Source organism: Ramlibacter sp. G4-7, assembly GCF_057784995.1.
In genome coordinates this window covers 197,174-216,818 of the sequence record NZ_JBYNTT010000006.1, presented here as the reverse complement: position 1 = coordinate 216,818, position 19,645 = coordinate 197,174, and the positions used below count along the sequence as shown (strand labels likewise).

At 66.7% G+C, this 19,645-nt stretch carries 7 protein-coding genes; 5 read left to right on the top strand and 2 right to left on the bottom strand.

Features of this window, described 5'->3' with window-relative positions; all coding sequences use genetic code 11:
* Positions 1-15 precede the first annotated feature (15 nt).
* Positions 16-342 (bottom strand): hypothetical protein, encoded by a 327-nt coding sequence (locus AC3EGR_RS10690; protein WP_488546454.1) that lies wholly within the window; start codon positions 340-342, stop codon positions 16-18.
* A gap of 82 nt (positions 343-424) precedes the next feature.
* Entirely contained in the window at positions 425-13,303 is a 12,879-nt protein-coding gene (locus tag AC3EGR_RS10685; protein ID WP_488546453.1) for a peroxidase family protein, read from the bottom strand.
* Positions 13,304-14,329: 1,026 nt separating this feature from the next.
* Here AC3EGR_RS10685 and ftsH point away from each other — a divergent pair.
* The 5 genes from ftsH (at position 14,330) to AC3EGR_RS10660 (ending at position 19,633) form a co-directional block, all read left to right on the top strand.
* On the top strand, positions 14,330-16,237 hold the full coding sequence (ftsH, locus tag AC3EGR_RS10680) for an ATP-dependent zinc metalloprotease FtsH (RefSeq protein WP_488546452.1): 1,908 nt from the start codon (positions 14,330-14,332) through the stop codon (positions 16,235-16,237).
* Between the two features lie 77 nt (positions 16,238-16,314).
* A complete protein-coding gene (gene folP, locus AC3EGR_RS10675) occupies positions 16,315-17,169 on the top strand; it encodes a dihydropteroate synthase (protein WP_488546509.1) in 855 nt (284 codons plus the stop codon).
* Entirely contained in the window at positions 17,166-18,500 is a 1,335-nt protein-coding gene (gene glmM, locus AC3EGR_RS10670) for a phosphoglucosamine mutase (protein ID WP_488546451.1), read from the top strand. The genes folP and glmM overlap by 4 nt, the downstream gene beginning before the upstream one ends.
* Entirely contained in the window at positions 18,497-19,039 is a 543-nt protein-coding gene (locus AC3EGR_RS10665) for an MOSC domain-containing protein (RefSeq protein WP_488546450.1), read from the top strand. The genes glmM and AC3EGR_RS10665 overlap by 4 nt, the downstream gene beginning before the upstream one ends.
* An 87-nt stretch (positions 19,040-19,126) precedes the next feature.
* Entirely contained in the window at positions 19,127-19,633 is a 507-nt protein-coding gene (locus AC3EGR_RS10660) for a hypothetical protein (RefSeq protein WP_488546449.1), read from the top strand.
* Positions 19,634-19,645: the final 12 nt, after the last annotated feature.

Genomic DNA, 19,645 nt, shown 5'->3' with positions numbered 1-19,645 from the left:
TGTTCGTCTCGCCGCTTACTGCACTGTGGAAGGCGCCTCGGACGCAGCGGACGCGGCGGCAGCTTCCAGCGCCTTGACGCGTCTGCGCAGTTGCTCGATGGCGAGCAACTGCTCCGCGTAGGTGCGCGTGAGCTGCTGCGTGATGTCCACCAGCCCGTGGATCGCCACGGCCAGTTCGTCCTTCTTCGCGTTGACCAGGTTCATGCGCGCCATGACGATGCTGGCGACTTCGCGAGGGTCCGAGACGGCGCGGTGGGTGGGCTTCTGGTCCGCCGGCTTCGGCTCCGGCCCCTTGCCGGCTTCCATTGCCGTCGGTTCGGGTTGGGTTGCTTGCATGTTCATTTCAGTTCTCCGTCGGGTTGGGATGGGGCCGGCGACCTCCACGGGGCTGCGCAGTGCAGTCCCATGGAGTCGCCTGGTTGCGTCAGGCCAGGAGGAAGTCGGCCTGGGTAACGGCGTTGGCGCCGATGCCATTCACGCCGAGCAGCGTGATGTGGTCGGTCCCGTCGATGGTCACCACGGTGTCGAGCAGACCGATGCCGTCCACATCGCTCACGGCGATCGCCACGCGCGTGGCGAAGTCGGAGGTCGTGATGCCGACCCCGATGACGTTCATGAGGTCCTGACCGCCCGCGACGTCGCCGTCGAAGTCCGTGATCGTGTCCTGGCCGAAGTTCGGCGCGAACATGAACACGTCGTTGCCCGAGCCGCCGAGGAGCGTGTCGTTGCCGCCGCCGCCCAGCAGGGTGTCGTTGCCACCGAGGCCGGACAGCACGTCGGCACCACTGCCGCCGGTGATGACGTTGTTCGAGGCGTTGCCCGTGCCGCTGAAGCTCACGGGGCCGGTGCCGATGAACGTCAGGTTCTCGATGTTGACGTTGGTGATGGTGAAGGACGCTGCGAACGAACGCACTTCGTCGGTACCGCCGGCGGCCGCTTCGACCACGGTGTCGGTGCTTTCATGCACGAAGTAGGTGTCGTTGCCGGCCCCGCCGGTGAGGGTGTTCACCACGCCGAGCGCACTGGTCAGCGTGTCGTTGCCGCTGCCGGCCACCACGTTCTCGATGCCGGCGATGGAGGTGAAGCCCGTTGCCGTTCCGGCGTCCAGGTTCACCGTGACGTTTTCCGTCGCCCCGGCATACGTCAGGGTGTCGGTGCCCCCCAGCAGGTTCGCCGTTACCGATTCGACGCTGGTCAGGGCGTTGCCCTGCACGGTAGTCAGCACGCCGCCGGAGATGACCGCCGTCAGCACGTCCCCGGCGGCCGTTCCGGTGATGTTCATCGTGTCGGTCCCGACGCCGCCGTTGACCGTGTCGGCGCCGTCGCCGATCGTGTAGTTGATGGTGTCGTTGCCGCCGCCGGCATTGACCGTGTCGTTGCCGCCCAGGCCGGCCAGCACGTCATTTCCGCCGCCGCCGGTGATCACGTCGGCTGCGACGCTGCCGGTGCCGGTGAAGTCGCCCGCGCCGATGAAGGTCAGGCGCTCCGCACCGGTGTTCAGTAGCGAATAGCTGTTGCCGATCGAGCGCACCTCGTCGTTCCCGCCGGCCGCCAATTCCACCACGCGGTCGGTTGCCTCATGCACGGTGTAGGTGTCGTCACCCAAGCCGCCGACAAAGGTGTTGACCACGCCCAGCGCGCTGGTGAAGGTGTCGTTCCCGCTGCCGCCGGTGACGTTCTCGACGCCGGTGATGGAGGTGAAGCCCGAGGCGGTGCCCGCCGCCAGGTTCACCGTGACCGCCTCGGTCGCCCCCGCGTAGGTGAGGGTGTCGACGCCGTCGCCCAGGTCGGCGCGGATGATCTCTACGCCGGTCAAGGTCCCGCCCGCGATCCCGGTAAGCACGCCGGCGGCGATGGCCACCGCCAGCGTGTTGGCCGCAGCCGTCGCACTGATGTTCAGCGTGTCGCTGTCGGCACCGCCGACGATGGTGTCCGCACCGTCGCCGATCCGATAGACGATGGTGTCGTTGCCGGCGCCGGCGTCGACCTGGTCGTTGCCGAGGCCACCGACCATGGTGTCGTTGCCACCGAGTCCGGACAGCACGTCGGCGCCGGTGCCCCCGGTTATGACGTTGGCAGCCGCATTGCCGGTTCCCGTGAAGGCGGCCGTGCCGATGTACGTCAGGTTCTCGATATTGATGCTGGTGATGGTGTAGGCCGCGGCGAGCGAACGCACTTCGTCGAGACCGCCACCGGCCAATTCCACGACCGTGTCCGTCGATTCATGCACGACGTAGGTATCGTTGCCAGCCCCGCCGGTGAGGTTGTTCACCACGCCGAGCGCGCTGGTGAGTGTGTCGTTGCCGCTGCCGGTCGCCACGTTTTCAATGCCGAGGACGGAGGTGAAGCCCGAAGCGGTGGCGGTGCCCAGATTCACCGACAGGTTCTCCGTCGCCCCGGCGTAGGTCAGCGTGTCGGTTCCGCCCAGCAGGTTGGCCGTCACGTTCTCGACGCTGTTCAGGGTGCTGCCCTGCACGGTCGTGAGTACGCCACCGGAGATCACGACCGTCAGCACGTCCCCAGCCGTCGTCCCGACGATGTTCATCGTGTCGGTGCCCGCACCGGCGTTCACGATGTCCGCACCATCGCCTATCGTGTAGTTCATCGTGTCGTTGCCCGCACCGGCGTTGATCGTGTCGTTGCCGCCCAGGCCCGCCAGCACGTCGTTGCCGATGCCGCCGGTGATCACGTCCGCGACGACGCTGCCTGTCCCGGTGAAGTTGCCCGTCCCAACGAAGGTCAGAATCTCTGCGCCGCTGTTCAGGATCGAGTAGGTGTTGGCCACGGAGCGCACCTCGTCCGTCCCGCCACCCGCCAGTTCCACCACCCGGTCGGTGCTTTCATGGACGGTGTAAGTGTCGTTGCCCGCCCCCCCGGTGAAACTGTTGACGACGCCGACGGCGCTGATGAAGGTATCGTTGCCGCTGGTGCCCGTCACGTTCTCGATGCCCGAGATTGACGTGAACCCGGAGGCGGTGCCCGCGCCCAGGTCCACCGTGATGGGCGCGGTGGAGCCGGCATAGGTCAGGATGTCCACGCCGCCACCCAGGTTCGCCGTATAGGCTTCGACGTTTGCGGGGGTCATGCCGGCAACGCTCGTGAGCGACGTTCCGTTCCAGAACGCGGTCAGCGTGTTGGCGCCTGCCGTCCCCAGCGCATTGAACACGTCCACACCCGTACCGCCATCGATCGTGTCGGCGCCCTGGCCAACGGTGTAGTTGATGACGTCGTCACCGCCGCGTGCGTCGATGATGTCGTTGCCGAGGCCGCCCTCCAGGGTGTCACTGCCTGCGCTGCCGCGGAGCGTGTCGGCAGCAGCTCCGCCAATGACGCCGCCAATCCCGCTGATGGAGACGCCGGGAACGCCGGTGAACCCCTGGATGGTGCCTGCGGCCAGGTCCGCCGTCACGGATTCGGCCGTCGTGGAGTACGACAGCATGCCGCCACCGAGGTCGACCTTGATCGTCTCGACGTTGGTCAGGACCGTGTTGTCCACGCGGGTGAGAACGCCTCCGACCAGGACGACCGGCAGGGTGGTGATCGTCGGCCCCTGGCTGACATGCAGGACATCCACGCCGGCGCCGCCGTCGACCGTGCCGCCGCCCTCGCCTACGATCTGGTTGATCGTGTCGTTGCCGGCGCCGGCGTTGATCGTGTCGGCGCCCGCGCCGCCGTCGATGATGTCGTTCTCGCCCAGCGCGCTGATGATGTCCGCTCCGCCGCCACCGAAGATGTTGTCCTGGCCTTCGGTGCCGGTCAGGGTCTGGGCCGCGGCATTCGGCGGAATCAGGTCGCCGGTGACGATCGTCGGCCCGGAGGTCAGCGTCTCCGTCGTCCCGTGGTCATCGGTGAACGTGGTGACTACCCGCAGTTGCCGATTGACCTGGTCCTGCGTGGGAATGAAGGTCTCGCCGACGCCTCCCACGATGTCGGTGAAGGTGCCGCCGCCCAGGGCACTCTGCTGCCACTGGAAGGTGAACACCGCGGTCGTGAGGCCGTCAGGATCCGCAATGCCGATGGTCGACGCCGTCAATGGAGCACCCTCGGTCGGTGTGATGTCGCTGATCGACGGTGCGCCCGTGGCCGGATTATTGACGTTCGCGACCGGCGCCGTCGCGTCCGAGAACACCTGCTCGAGCACGCCATGGCCGTCCTGGTACACGGCGCGCACGCGCAGTTCGAGCCCCACGAGGCTCGCCACAGGCACCCCTCCAACATAAGGTTCCGACGGCGTGAAGGTAACGCCTTCCTGCCGCGACACCTGGCCGGCGGCGAAGCGCGTCAGGTCGATGAAGATCCCCGAGCCCGCCCGCTGCTCCACCTGCCAGAAGTAGGACACCGGGCCCGTGATCGCACCGGTCGGATTGGTGGCCGTTACGTTGTCGGTGTCCCTGACGCCCGCCATCGACACCCGCAGCAACTCGCCTTCCGTCGGCGTGAGGTCAGAGATCACGAGAGACCCCGTCGGCGCGTTGTTCCCGCCGTCCAGCACAATGGACTGGTCGGCGAACATCAGCCGCTCGATGTGCCGCAGGGTGTCCGTGCCGTCGCCCTTAACCCCGGCGACGACGTTGTCCGTCACCGTGATGATGGCGTTGGCGTTGGCCGCGATCACGTCGGCGACCGTCGCTGCGACGCCGTTGACCGTGAAGCTGTAGTTCGCCAGCGGGCCCTGGAACATCGCCGTGTCGAAGTCGTGCTGCGGGGAGTACAGGATTTCGCGCACGATCTGCAGCTGCCCGGGGTTGTAGGTCCCGTTGAGCATGAGCGGGATCAGCGGCACCATGCTGTCGTAGCTGGCGATCTCCGGTCCGCTCGGACCACTAGCGTCGAAGAACTTGTGAACGCTGATGCGCACGTTCAGCCACGCGTCGCCGTCGATCAGGTCGTCGCCGCCGCGGCCGAAGATGATGTCGCTACCCTCGCCGCCGAAGATGATGTTGCCGTCGCCGAAGCGCGTCACCACCGGCACCGCAGCCGTTCCCTTGAAATCGTTGAGGAAGCTCTGCAGCCCGTTGATCAGCCCGGGATTGAGCAGGATGCTCCCGTTCGCGTCGGCGCCCGCGCCCGCGATGAGCGTCGCGTCGGCGTTGTCACCGAGCAGGAAGTCGTCGTGCGACGAGCCCGAGAGGCCTTCCACGAGGTCCAGGCGGGTCAGGATCGACGAAGGCGAGCCCGGCACGATGGGCTGGTCGAAGAAGCGCTCGTTGGAGTCCAGGCTGACCGTGACACCCACCGGGTCGTTCTTGTAGGTGGCCCAGTCGAAGCCGCCGAAGCCGATGAACCGGTCCGCCTCGCTGGGCGTGGCGATGTAGACGTCGTCGCCGCCTTCACCGTCGACGTTGTCGGGGCCGCCGTCGCCGAGGAACACGTCGTTGCCCTTGACCGGCTCGTTGCCGAACGGATCGAAGTTGTCGCCTGCCGCGCCATCGGTGGTGCCGCGCTCGATCCAGTCGTCGCCTTCGTTGCCGAACGAAAACTCGTTCGCCTTGCTGCCGAAGATGAAGTCGCTGCCGGGGCCGCCGATCGCTTCCGAGGCATCTTCGCCCGTGACGATGAAGTCCTGGCCGTAGCCGCCGAGGATCAGGTTGAGTCCGTTGCCGGCCTGGATCACGTCGTGCCCGTCCTCGCCGTGGATCACGTCGTCGCCGCCGGCATCGGTGATGATGTCGTCGCCGCTGCCGCCGTCGATCTGGTCGTTGCCGAAGCCGCCCTCGAGCCGGTCATTGCCGGCGTCGCCCCACAGCGTGTCGTCGCCGTTGCCCGCGATGATCGTGTCGCTGTCCGGCGTGCCGCCGTAGACGATGGACGACGGCGCCGTGTCGACGCTGCCGTTCCCGATGAACTTCAGGTAATGCTGCTCGACCACCGCGGTGTTGGGGTCGTCGCGCAGAACGAGCGGCAGGATCTCGGCGAAGGGGCCGGTCGTGACGGGATCGGCCCTGGGCGCGGACACGTCGTCCGCCGTTCCCAGGATCCCGTCCAGGCCGGGCAGCATGACGTCGGCATTGAACTGCTTCGTCAGGTCGACTTCGAGCGTGAACTCCGGGGTGCGGAAGATCAGCGCGCTCAGGTGCGTGGCGTCGGTGTTCGCCATCACCAGCTTGGAGAACGTGTTGTTCTCCAGTTCGGTGTTGAAGTTCATCCCCGCCGTGCGCTCGAGATAATAGAAGCGGTCGGCGTCCTGCAGCTTCTCCATCTGGTTCTCGAACACGAAGTTGAACGTCGATCCCAGCTTGCCGCCGAAGGGCGTGACCTCCTCCGCCAGGCCGCCGATCCAGAAGTCGATGTTGCCCAGGCCGGTGGTGGTGACGCCGTCGACGTCCTTGGGATGCAGTCCGCTGTTGTTCGCCCACGCGCCGGTGCCGTTGAGGAAATCGAAGCGGTCGGCCGGGGCACCGGTGCCGCCCAGGACGATCGCAGCCGCGGCCGCACGTTTGCCGTCGATCGTGGTGGCGCTGGTGATGGTGGAGTGCGTCCCGTAGGCCGCGATGAAATTGACGAGCGACTCCGGATGCTTGATGTGCTGCACGAAGTCGGCCCAGCTCGTGTACGGCTTGAGCTCGCTGTCGCTCGTGTCCGTGTAGAACTCCCGGCGTGCCTCGTTGAAGCTGGGGATGCCCGTGTCGCGGCCGCGCGCGAGGTTGAGCACGGCGAGGTCGAGCGGCGTGCCGAGCAGGTTGTTGCGCAGTGCGTCCGTGACGAACTCGTCGATGTCGTTGCCCACCGTGCGGGTGACGCCGCGCACGATGGCGCCCGTCGCCTGGGTCGGCGTCGCGCCGCTGCCGACGAAGGCCAGCGGGTTCAGGAACGCGGCGATGAGACCAAGCTGGTGGTCCGGGGTGGTCGAATTCGGGTCGCCGACGATGTTGAAGTTCGCGTCGTAGCGGTCCACCGTCTCGGTCAGCATCGAGTGCCCGAACCGGTACACCGTGTGCGCGAACTCCGCGACGATGGCGGGATTGATGTTGGTGTCGTAGACCTGGGTGGGCGCGAAGAACGGGTCCACCAGCGGCTGCACGGTGCGGGCGAACTCCTCGAACACGAGGTGCTGGTACTGCATCTCGGTGCCGAACTTCGCCACCTGGAACAGGCGCTCGCCGTTCCAGTCGATCTGGTCCACCGTCATCCCGGGCGTGTAGTGGAAGCCGGGCATCACCCAGTCGTTGATGTATCCCGGCGTGTCGCCCTCGGCCACGAGGATGGTGTTCTTCACCTGGTCCACGAGGCGGTTGTGCTCGCTGTGGAAGATCGAGTGCACCGCGGTGAGGCCGATGTTCTCGTTCACGCGGCCGTCGCCGGCAATGTAGTGCGCGTTGAGCAGTTCGTCGTCGTACGTGAGGTTGTTGCCCCGGGCATCGACGGGCTGCGCATTGCCCGTGTCGGTGTCGGCATCGGGATGGAGAATGCCGGCCGCATCGATCACCGGAACGGCGTTGTGCGCGACGTCGATCAGGAACTGGTGTGCGGTGCGCACTGCATGCGTGAGATCGATGGGCGCGGCGCGGTTGCCTTCGACCAGGATCGTGCCGTCGTCGGTGTTTCCGAAGATCCCGTCCGCGCCCGCCGTCTGCATCACGACCTGCGGCATCCCGTGCGATCCGCGGATGAAATTGCCGTACGGGTCCGTGGCCAGCAGCGGGACGTTGTCGAAGTCCTTGTCGGTGAGGTTGATGCCGAGGAGGTCGTGCGCCTGGGCCTTCACCACCGCCCACGTGGCCATGCCGCCGATGGGATGGTCGTCGGCGGTACCGAAGCTGTGGTCGGCACCGAGGTCGCGGTTCTCGATCAGCTTGCCGGTGGCATGCGGCTGGCCGTCCGCGCCGATCGCATAGGCCCGCAGGAACACCTGGTGCGACGGAGTCGAGGTGTAGGTCTGGTTCTGGTCGACGAAGGGCGTCGTGGTGTTCTCGTTCTGGTGGACGTCGTCCGCGGTGCCGAGGACGCCATCGGGCCCGGGCTGCATGGTGGCGCGGGTCTCCACCATGAAGCGGAGCTGCGCCGGCAGGTCGTCAGCCGTGCCGAACACGCCGTCGGCTCCGGCAACGAGCGGATCGTCGTCCTTCAGGGGGACGAAGACGATGCCGTTGCCCCCCTTGGTGACGAGATCGAGGCCGTGGTCGAAGAACTGCCCGAAGAAGGTGAACCAGGCGTCGAACGGGTCGTCCATCCCGGCGTTGGACGTCACGTTGTCGAACTGGAACACCTGCCTGTCGTCGGTGGTCCCGAACTGGCCGTCCAGGCCGGGACTGGCGACGATGTGGACGCCGTCCTTCAGGACATCGTCATTGCCTGGCGCACCGTAGTTCAGGATGCCGTCCAGGCCCGGGTCGTAGGCGGTAGCGTAGGCGGCCGGGTTGTCGGCCGTCTGGTCGACAACCAGGTTGGAGATGGTGCGCAGTTGCGAGTCGATCACCGTGCCACTGGTCTGCTGGTACGACGTGCCCGCGTCGGCCGGGCGGAACATCGGGTTGGTGAGGCGCGGGAAGCTCTGGTCGGCGGAGCCGAACGCGGTCTGGTCGCTCGCCCCGAAGTTGATCAGGTTGTTCTCCGACCCGTCGACCGTGCGCAGCCCGAACGGCACTCGCACGTTGGGCAGCATGCTGACCAGGTCCTCGCCGGCGGCATGGCGCTCCGCGATGTGGATCTGGTCGAGGATGAAGTTGAGGTCGCTGCGGATGAAATGCACCCCCACGCCACCGGACGCGACCTGGGTGTGGTCGGTGAAGGCAGCGGGAGCCACGGGTGCGACCGGCGCCGCGATGATCGGCCCGGTCGGGGCCGAGAAGACCTGCTCCGTCACGCCGTGCTCGTCCTCGTAGACGGCGCGGACGCGCAGTGCCTGTCCCGCGACACCGAGGGCTGGATCGACCGTGAAGGTCCCGCCGTCGGCATTCGGGAAGCCGACGCCGATGCGGCCCGGCTTCAGGACGATGTCCTGGAACACGCCGGGTTGCACCTCGTTCTGCCAGATGAAGGTGGCGTTGTGGATGGTGCCGCCTGCGTTGTCCGCGTCGGTCACGCCGGCGATGGAAACCCTGAGCGTCTGGCCTTCGGTGGGCGTCGTATCCGGCAGTCCCGAGGTGGCATCGAGGACCTGCAGCAAGCCCTCCGGGTCGGCGTTGAGCGAAGGATCGAGGACGAGCGAGGTGTCCGCGAACTGGATGCGCTCGATGTGCGTGAGGCGGTCCGTGCCGTCGACCGGGTTGGCCCGGATGTCCCGGACGGTGACCACGTCGTCGCTGATGTCGGTCGGCGTCCCGTTGTCGTTGATCGTGATTACGTAGTCAGCGAAGTTGCCGCGGTAGTTCGCCGTATCGAAGGCGTTGTCGCTGTCCAGGATCTCCCGGACGGCCACGAGCTGGCCGGGGTTGTAGGTGCCATTGAGCATCAGCGGCACCAGCGGCCGCAGGCTGTCGAAGCTGGCGATCTCCGCCCCCGTGCCGTCGACGTTCGCGCGCACGCTGACGCGCACATTGAGCCACTTGTCCCCGTCGATGAGGTCGTCGCCGCCATTGCCCCAGATGAGGTCGCTGCCGCCGCCACCGAGGATGATGTTGCCGGCGCCGAACGACGTGACACCGGCACCGAGGAAGTCCTGCAGGCCGTTGATCAGCGAGATGTTGGTGAGGATGCTGCCCTGGGCCGTGATGTTCGCGATGACGGCCGCGGTCTGGTCGTCGCCGTACAGGATGTCGGCGTACTTCGAGCCCGACAGGCCTTCCACTTCGGCAAAGCGGTCGAGGATCGAATCGGGGGACTGTCCCACGGGCTGGACCGCGCCCACCGCGAGATCGACCGCCGTGGCAGCGTGCGCCGGAGCGAAGATCGGCAGCCGCATGTCGACGGTGACGCCGAACTTGTCGTTCTTGTAGGTGGTCCAGTCGAAGCCGGACATGCCGTCCATCTTGTCCTGGCCGTCGCTGCCGACGAAGATGTCGTCCCCGCCTTCGCCGATCATCTCGTCGAAGCCGCCGCCGCCGACGAAGATGTCGTTGCCGGCGACGTCGTCGAGCAGGAAGGGATTCATGTTGTCGCCGGGCGCGCCGTCCTGGGTGCCTTCCTCGATCCAGTCGTCGCCCTCGTTGCCGGTCTCGGGCAGGTTGTTGCGCGCGCCCTGTCCGAACCTCGGCGACATCCCGGCCAGGATGAAGTCGTCGCCCGTGCCGCCGAACACCACGCTGATGTCGTCGGTCATGGCAAAGAAGTCCTTGCCGGCGCCGCCCAGCAGGATGTTGGGGACGTCCACCGGCAGGTTCGAATGGCCGTCCGTGATGACGTCGTTGCCGTCGCCTCCGTCGATGATGTCGGTGCCGCCGCCACTGGTGATGATGTCGTCGCCCGCGCCGCCGAACAGGTGGTCGTCGCCGGCGCCGCCGTCGATGCGGTCATTGCCGGCGTCGCCGTACACCGTGTCCTGGTCGGACGCGCCGGCGATCAGGATGTCGTCGCCGGCGGTGCCGCCCAGCACCACCGGGCTGTTGCCGGTGTAGTGCAGGTAGTTGGTATCCGGGCCGGCGGTGTCCGGGTTGTCGCGGATGACCAGTGGCACGACTTCGACGCCATCAATGATCGCCGGCTTGTTGAGGCTGGCGAGCACCGCAGACTGCCCCCCAGCCGGCGGGTCATCGGCGTACGTCGGGTCCGCGCGGCCATCCGCGCCGAGGCCGGTGAACTGCTTGCTTGCGTCCGTCTCGAGGATCCACCCGGGGGTCGAGAAGATCTCCGCCGGCAGGTGGGTGACGTCCGTGTTCGCCATCACGAGCTTCGCGAACGAGTTGTTCTCGAGCTCGGTGCCGAAGTTCATGCCCGCGGTGCGCGCGAGGTAGTAGAAGCGGTCGCCGTTCTGCAGGTTCTCGAGCTGGGTTTCGAACACGAACTGGAAGGTCGAGCCCAGCATGCTGCCGAACGGCTGTATCTCTTCCGCGAGTCCGCCCACCCAGAGATCGACGCTGCCCAAGCCGGTGGTCGTGACGCCGTCCGCGTCCTTGACAGTGTGGATCAGGGAGTTGTTCGCCCAATCACCGGTGCTGTGCAGGAAATCAAGCCGGTCGCCCGGCGCCCCGGCGCCACCGAGGACGATCAGGGCAGCTGCCGCGCGCTTGTCATCTACCGTCGTGGCCGCCGTGACCAGCGGGTGCGTGCCGTAAGCTGCAATGAAATTGATCAACGACTCGGGATGCTGCATGTGCTCCGCATAGTCAGCCCAGCTGACGTACGGTGTCAGCGCGGTGTCGCCACCCGCGGTGTCCGGCGAGGTGTAGTTGTGGACCTGCGCACGCAGCGCGTTGAGCGAGGGCAGGCCGGTATCGCGACCCCGGGCGATGTTGAGCGCAGCGAGGTCCAGCGGCGTGCCGAGGAGGTTGTTGCGCAACGCCTCCGTCACGAACTCATCGATCTCGTTGCTGACCTCGCGCGTGAGGCCGCGCACGATGGCGCCGGTGGCCTCAGCCGGCGTCGGACCGCTTGCGGCGAACTCGAGCGGATTGAGGAAGGCCTTGATCAGGCCGAGCTGCTGGTCGAAGGGATTCGCCGGGTCCGAATTCACGACGTTGAAGTTCGGGTCGAAGCGGTCGACCGTTTCCGTCAGCATGGAGTGGCCGAGGCGATACACCGCGTTGGCAAACTCGGAGAAGATAGCCGGGTCTACCGTGGTGTCGTAGCCGTTGGGCGCCAGGAACTCGTCGATGGAGGGCACCAGCGTGCGTGCGAACTCCTCGAACACGAGGTGCTGGTACTGCATTTCGGTGCCGAACTTCGCTGTCTGGAAGAGCCGCTCGCCGTTCCATTGCAGGGCATCAATCTGCGCCTGCGTCGTTGGCAGCGCGGTGACTGGCGCGCGCAGCCACTCGTTGAGGAAGGCGATGTCATGGGACGCCAGGACCACGCTCTTCGTGTGGTCTACCAGCCGGTTGTGCTCCGAATGGAAGATTGAGTGCACGGCGGTCAGGCCGATGTTCTCGTTGACCCGGCCGTCGCCCGCGATGTAGTGGGCGTTGAGCAACTCGTCGTCGTAGGTGAGGTTGTTGCCCAGTCCATCGGAGGGCTGCGGATTGCCTGCGATTTGGTCCGCGTCGGGCAGAAGGTTGCCCGCCGCATCCATTACCGGCACCGCGTTATGTGCGACGTCGATCAGGAATTGGTGTCCGGTGCGCACGGCGTGCGTGAGGTCTATCGGCGCGGACCGGTTCCCTTCGACCAGAATCGATCCGTCGTCGGCCGTTCCGAACACGCCATCGAGTCCCGCGGTGATCATCACGACTTGCGGCAGGCCGTGCGCTCCCTTGCTGAAGTTGCCGTAGGCGTCGGTCGCGAGCAGCGGGACGTTGTCGAAATCCTTGTCAGTGAGGTTGATGCCGAGGAGGTCGTGCGCCTGCGCCTTGACCGTCGCCCAGGTGGCCATGCCGCCGATGTGGACGTCGTCGGCCGTTCCGAAGCGGCCGTCCGCCCCCAGGCCGGTGTTCTCGATCAGCTTGCCCGTGGCGTGCGGCTGGCCGTCCGTGCCGAGCGCATATGCGCGCAGGAAGACCTGGTGCGAGGGATGCGAGGTGTAGGTCTGGTTCTGGTCGACGAAGGGCGAGGTGGTGTTCTGGTTCTCGCGGGTGTCGTCCGCCGTGCCCAGGACGCCGTCCGCGCCAGGCCCGACGACGATGGTCGCCCGGGTCTCCAGCATGAAGTTCGGGCCGTCGTCGGCCGTGTTGGCAATGCCGTCGGCGCCGGCGTTGAACAGCGGATCGTCCGGCTTCAGCGGGATGAACACCGTGCCGAAGCCACCCTTGGTGACGAGGTCCAGGCCGTGGTCGAAGAACTGCCCGAAGAAGGTGAACCACTCGTTCGTCGGCGCGGATAGGCCCACGTCGGGCGACAGGTTGGGCATAAAGAACACCTGGGTGTCGTCCGCGGTGCCGAACACGCCGTCCAGGCCGGGGCTGGTCACCAGCCCTCCGCCGGACTCTGCCGCCGCGGCAGCGGCGGCCGGATTGTTTGCCGTCGCGTCGACGATCAGATTGGAGATCACCCGCGGCTGCGAGTCGATGACCAGGCCGGCCGTCTGTGCGTACGACGTACCGAACTCCGCCGCAGAAAAGGTCTGCGTCCCCAGACGCGGGAAAGTGTTGTCGGCCGCACCGAATTCCGACTGGCCCGTGACGAGGTTGTTCAGGGAGCCGTCGACCGTGCGCAGCCCCCAGGGCACGTCCACATTCGGCAGGATGTCCAGCAGCGATTCACCGTTGGCTTGCCGCTCCGAGATCAGGATCTGCTGGAGGATGAATTCCAGGTCGCTGCGGATGAAGGTGACCATGTCGTTTCTCCTAGGGGAGGCCGAACGGCGGACGTTCGGCGGATGCACGTTTCGAAGGCAAAAGCGAGTCCCTGCCTCCCGGATGGGCAGGCACTCAGCAGGCCAGCAGTCAGCTGGGCAGCGTCAGATCACAAGGGAGCGCGGAAGGGTCATCGCAGTCGCCGCTCGGTGACTGCGGTCGGCCAGGCGCCGGCGCGGATGCGCGGGGAGCACTGGGTTGTGCAGGCGGTGAAATGTGCAAGTCGACCGCGGGAGTGCGGACGGGAGCATCGGGTGCCCTGATGGGCAACGCCGTCCAGGCGATCTTGCGCCGCAAGGGTGTAGGATCCGTGAATGCAGGGGCTGACGCGGAACGCACGGCTCACGCCGTCGCGCCGGCTGTCACGCCGGGGTGGCGCAATCACCTCGCCGAGGGAGCGGGTTCGCATAACCTCCTCCATGGGTCAAGCCGAGGCTCGCCCTGGTTGTAATTCAGGTTACTGGTTCGAACCTCCCGTCGGCTTTCTCAAGGTAGCCGAACTGTTCGAGCGATACCGACCCCCATCGGTTCGGCCGTTATAAATTTGTACGTGGCGCTATTCCACCTTGGAATCGAAAGTTTACCGAAGCAGCTGCGTTCGCATGCTTTGTATCCTTTGGTGCTCATTTCAAAACGTAATCACAACTACTATTACACATAGTAACTAGTACCAAAGGCCCAATTTGTGCGTGCAGGATGTGAAGGAATGCCCAGAGAGGCTTCTGGTTGTAATCGAAACGCGGAAAACGTTGCTGCGGCCTCATGCGAATGGCGCAGCAGTGCTCACCGGGGAAAGCCAATGGCGTAATGCAAACACTGGTTGCAACTCCTACGGCCACGTGAACGAATGCATATTCACGCTCGTCCGGGGCGGCATTCGGCGGGCGGGCGTGTGAGGGGGCGTCCTATGGAGCGGGCAAAGAAAATAGACCGGGCGCCTTCTTGAAACCCCTAGAATGAGCGGCAAGTGGCCCAAGCAAGGGCCATCCTGTCCCCGGAGACTCAGTTTGAACAATCAGTGGTTTTCGAAGATCGCCGTCTGGCTGGTGATCGCACTGGTGCTATTCACCGTTTTCAAGCAGTTCGACACGCGCGGTGCCGCCGGCGCCTCCGTCGTCGGCTACTCGGACTTCCTCGAGCAGGTCCGCAACAAGCAGATCAAGAACGCGGTCATCCAGGAGGGGCAGGGCGGAACAGAGATCGTCGCCATCACCACGGATGACCGCAAGGTGCGCACCACCGCCACCTACCTCGATCGTGGCTTGGTCGGTGACCTGATCAACAACAACGTCAAGTTCGACGTCAAGCCGCGCGAGGAGGGTTCGCTCCTCATGACGCTGCTGGTGAGCTGGGGCCCGATGCTTCTGCTCATCGGCGTCTGGATCTACTTTATGCGCCAGATGCAGGGCGGCGGCAAGGGCGGCGCGTTCAGCTTCGGCAAGTCCAAGGCGCGCATGCTGGACGAGAGCAGCAACCAGATCACTTTCGCCGACGTCGCGGGCTGCGACGAGGCCAAGGAAGAGGTCAAGGAGGTCGTCGACTTCCTGAAGGACCCGCAGAAATTCCAGAAGCTGGGCGGTCGCATCCCGCGTGGCCTGCTGCTCGTCGGCCCTCCGGGCACCGGCAAGACGCTGCTGGCCAAGGGCATCGCCGGCGAGGCGAAGGTGCCGTTCTTCTCGATCTCGGGTTCCGACTTCGTGGAGATGTTCGTCGGCGTGGGCGCGGCCCGCGTGCGCGACATGTTCGAGAACGCCAAGAAGAACGCTCCCTGCATCATCTTCATCGATGAGATCGACGCGGTCGGACGCCAGCGCGGCGCCGGTCTCGGCGGCGGCAACGACGAACGCGAGCAGACCCTCAACCAGATGCTGGTGGAGATGGACGGGTTCGAGACCAACCTGGGCGTGATCGTGGTCGCCGCGACCAACCGCCCGGACATCCTGGACGCTGCCTTGCTGCGCCCCGGCCGTTTCGACCGCCAGGTCTACGTCACGCTGCCGGACATCCGCGGCCGCGAGCAGATCCTGAACGTGCACATGCGCAAGATCCCGATCGGCCAGGATGTGAAGGCCGAGATCATCGCGCGAGGCACCCCCGGCATGTCCGGCGCCGACCTGGCCAACCTGTGCAACGAGGCCGCCCTGATGGCCGCCCGCCGCAATGCGCGCGTGGTGGAGATGCAGGACTTCGAGAAGGCCAAGGACAAGATCATCATGGGCCCGGAGCGCAAGTCCATGGTCATGCCGGAGGAGGAGCGCCGCAATACCGCGTACCACGAGTCCGGCCACGCCATCATCGGCAAGCTGCTGCCCAAGTGCGACCCGGTGCACAAGGTCACCATCATCCCGCGCGGCCGCGCCCTGGGCGTGACCATGAGCCTGCCGGAGAAGGATCGCTACAGTTACGATCGCGAGTACATGCTCAACCAGATCAGCATGCTGTTCGGCGGCCGGATCGCGGAAGAGGTGTTCATGAACCAGATGACCACCGGCGCGAGCAACGACTTCGAGCGAGCGACCCACCTTGCACGCGACATGGTGATGCGCTACGGCATGTCCGACGCCCTGGGCCCGATGGTCTACGCCGAGAACGAGGGTGAGGTCTTCCTGGGCCGTTCGGTGACCAAGACGACCAACATCTCCGAGCAGACCATGCAGAAGGTCGACCTGGAAGTGCGCCGCATCATCGACGAGCAGTACTCGCTCGCGCGCAAGCTCATCGAGGACAACAGCGACAAGATGCACAGGATGGCCAAGGCGCTCCTCGAGTGGGAAACCATCGACGCCGAGCAGATCGACGACATCATGGCCGGCAAGGAGCCGCGTCCGCCCAAGGACTTCACGCCGCGCACGCCCACCTCGGGTGGCACGGGCGGCCCCACGGTGGGCGCGGACCCGGCGCCGAACGCGGCGTAATCCCGCGTAAACAAGAAGAAGGGGCCTGCGCGGCCCCTTTTTCGTGGGTCCGCTGAGGGACAATCCAGCCCATGCACATGCAGTGGCAGACCTCCCGTTTCGCAATCGCGCTCGACCGGCCGCGCGTGATGGGGATCGTCAACGTCACGCCCGACTCCTTCTCGGACGGCGGGCGCTTCGTCAGCACGCGCACGGCCCTGGAGCACTGCGAGCAACTGGTGCGCGAGGGTGCCGACATCCTGGACATCGGCGGCGAATCCACCCGCCCCGGCGTCGCGCCGGTGCCTCTCGACGAGGAGCGCGCGCGCGTCATGCCGGTGGTGCGCGAGGCGGTGCGCTTCGGCGTGCCCATCTCCGTCGACACCTACAAGCCGGAAATCATGCGCGAGGCCCTGGACCTGGGCGTCGACATCGTCAACGACATCTGGGCACTGCGCCAGCCGGGCGCCGAGGATGTGGTGGCGGCTCACGCATCGTGCGGGGTCTGCCTGATGCACATGCACGGCGAGCCGCGGACCATGCAGCGCACGCCCATGCAGGGCGACGCCGTGCCGCAGGTGCTGGCCTTCCTGCGCGAACGCAGCGATGCGCTGCGCGCGCGCGGCGTGTCTGTCAGCCGCATCAGCTGGGACCCGGGCATCGGCTTCGGCAAGACGGTGGAGCAGAACTTCGCACTTCTGGCCCGCCAACGCGAACTGCTGCACGAGGGCTACCCGCTGCTGGCGGGGTGGTCGCGCAAGTCATCGCTGGGCAGCGTCACTGGTGCCCAGGTGCAGGATCGTCTGGTGCCCAGCGTCGCCGCGGCGCTGCTGGCGGTGGACAGGGGAGCGGCGATCGTGCGCGTGCACGACGTCCAGGAAACTGTGGCGGCGCTGAAGATCTGGGGCGCCGCCCAATCGGCCCTCGGTGGCCAGGCAGGAAGCAAGACATGAGCAGGACCTATTTCGGCACGGACGGCATCCGCGGCACCGTCGGCGAGCCGCCCATCACCCCCGACTTCGTGCTGCGCCTCGCGCACGCGGTGGGCCGTGTCCTCAAGCACAAGGAGGAACGCCCGACGGTGCTGATCGGCAAGGACACGCGCATCTCCGGCTACATGCTGGAAAGCGCGCTGGAGTCCGGCTTCAACTCCGCGGGAGTGGACGTGGTCCTGCTGGGCCCCTTGCCGACACCGGGCGTGGCCTACCTCACGAAGGCCCAGCGCGCCAGCCTCGGCGTGGTGATCAGCGCGAGCCACAATCCGTATCCGGACAACGGCATCAAGTTCTTCAGCGCGCAAGGCACCAAGCTGCCGGACGAGTGGGAGTCCGCGGTCGAAGCAGCCCTGCTGGAGCCGCCGCAATGGGCCGACTCGGCGAGCCTGGGCAAGACGCGCCGGCTCGAGGACGCCGCCGGGCGCTACATCGAGTTCGCCAAGAGCACCTTCGCGCACGACCTCACCCTCAAGGGCATGAAGATCGCCGTGGACGCGGCGCACGGTGCGGCGTACCACATCGCGCCCAAGGTGTTCCATGAGCTCGGGGCCGAGGTGTTCTGCATGGGCTGCTCGCCCGACGGCCTGAACATCAACGACAAGGTGGGCGCCACGCATCCCGAGGCGCTGGTGAATTCCGTCCGCGCGAACCAGGCCGACTTCGGTGTCGCCCTCGACGGCGATGCCGACCGGCTGCAGATGGTGGATGCGGACGGCCGCCTGTTCAACGGTGACGAGCTGCTGTACCTGATGGTCCTCGACCGCATCGCGGAGGGGCAGCGCGTGCCCGGTGCCGTCGGCACCCTCATGACGAACATGGCCGTCGAGCTCGCGCTGAAAGCCAGGGACGTGGAGTTCGTGCGGGCCAAGGTCGGTGACCGCTACGTGCTGGAGGAACTGGAGAAGCGCGGCTGGCTTCTGGGCGGCGAAGGCTCGGGCCACCTGCTGGCGCTGGACAAGCACACCACCGGCGACGGCCTGATCAGCGCGCTGCAGGTGCTCAAGGCCTGCGCGCGCAGCGGCAAGTCGATCGCACAGCTGCTCGAAGGCGTGACGCTCTTTCCGCAAACGCTCATCAACGTGCGCCTGCAGCCCGGGCAGGACTGGAAGAAGAACGAGAAGCTCTCGTCGGAGTGCGACCGCTTGCAGAAGGAGCTGAACGGCTCCGGCCGCGTCCTCATTCGCGCCAGCGGCACCGAGCCCGTGCTGCGCGTGATGGTGGAGGCAAGCGACGAACAGGTCGCCCGTCGCAGCGCCGAGCGCCTCGCCGACGCCGTGCGCGCCGGATGAGCGCGCAGGTCCTCGCCGTCCATCGCAGCAGCAGCCACAGCTTCAGCAAGTTCGCCGAAGACTGCATCACGCTGGTCGAGGGCCTCGGCGTGCAAGGCGACGCCCACGCCGGCAGCACGGTGAAGCACCGCTCGCGCGTGAGGCGCGACCCCGCGGCGGCGAACCTGCGGCAGGTGCACCTGCTGCAGTCCGAGCTGTTCGACACGCTGCTGGACGAAGGGCACGCCGTGTTCGCCGGCGACCTGGGCGAAAACGTGACGACCCGCGGCGTCGACCTGCTCGCGCTGCCTGCCGGTACCGTGCTTCGTCTTGGTGCACAGGCGGAGGTCGAGATCACGGGCCTGCGCAATCCATGCAGCCAGATCGACCGGTTCCAGCCGGGATTGACCGCCAAGGTGCTCGATCGTGACGCCAACGGCCAGCTTGTGCGCAAGGCGGGCGTGATGGCCATCGTTCGCCGCGGCGGCGAGGTGCGCGCGGGCGACGCGATCGTTGTGCAGCTCCCACAGCTTCCGCACCACGCGCTGCAGCCCGTGTAGCGCCGTTCGGCGGCCGCTCGTCGCGCGAGCACCACATAGGAAATCTGTCACTGTGCACGTGCCGCGGCGGAGGTCTACATTGTTTCCATGCGCCGCACCTTGCGCCCCATCGCCACCGTCTTCCGTGCCTTCGCGGGAGGCGTGGTGCTGGGTGCGCTGGCCGCGCCCGTCGCCGCGCAGCTGGTGGCCCCGGACTACGCGCTGACCGCCCCCAGCTGGCTCCTGCCTGCCCCTACGCTCAGCGATTCCGAGCTCTCGCCGCGTTTCCCCGTGGCGTCCTTCGGGTCCGTGCGCGTCGCGTCCTCGGGTTCGTCGGTGGGCAGCGGCCTGTCGCTGGAAGCGGGCGAGAAGTGGTTTGCGCGGGCCGGCATCGGCCGCAGCCTGGACAACGGCACCTTGAGCCTCGGCGGCGGCTACCGTTTCGCTTCGGGCGACGCGCTGTCGATGCAGGTGATGCGCCAGCTCGGTCAGGAGCGGCTCGGCCTGGCCGTGCGCTACGACTGGCAGCGTTCCTACCTGCGCCTCGCGTACGAGCCGCCGCTGCGCGCGCCGGGCGCCGCCGACCTGCGCTTCCAGGCTGGCGTGCGCTTCTAGCCTTCCGCGGTT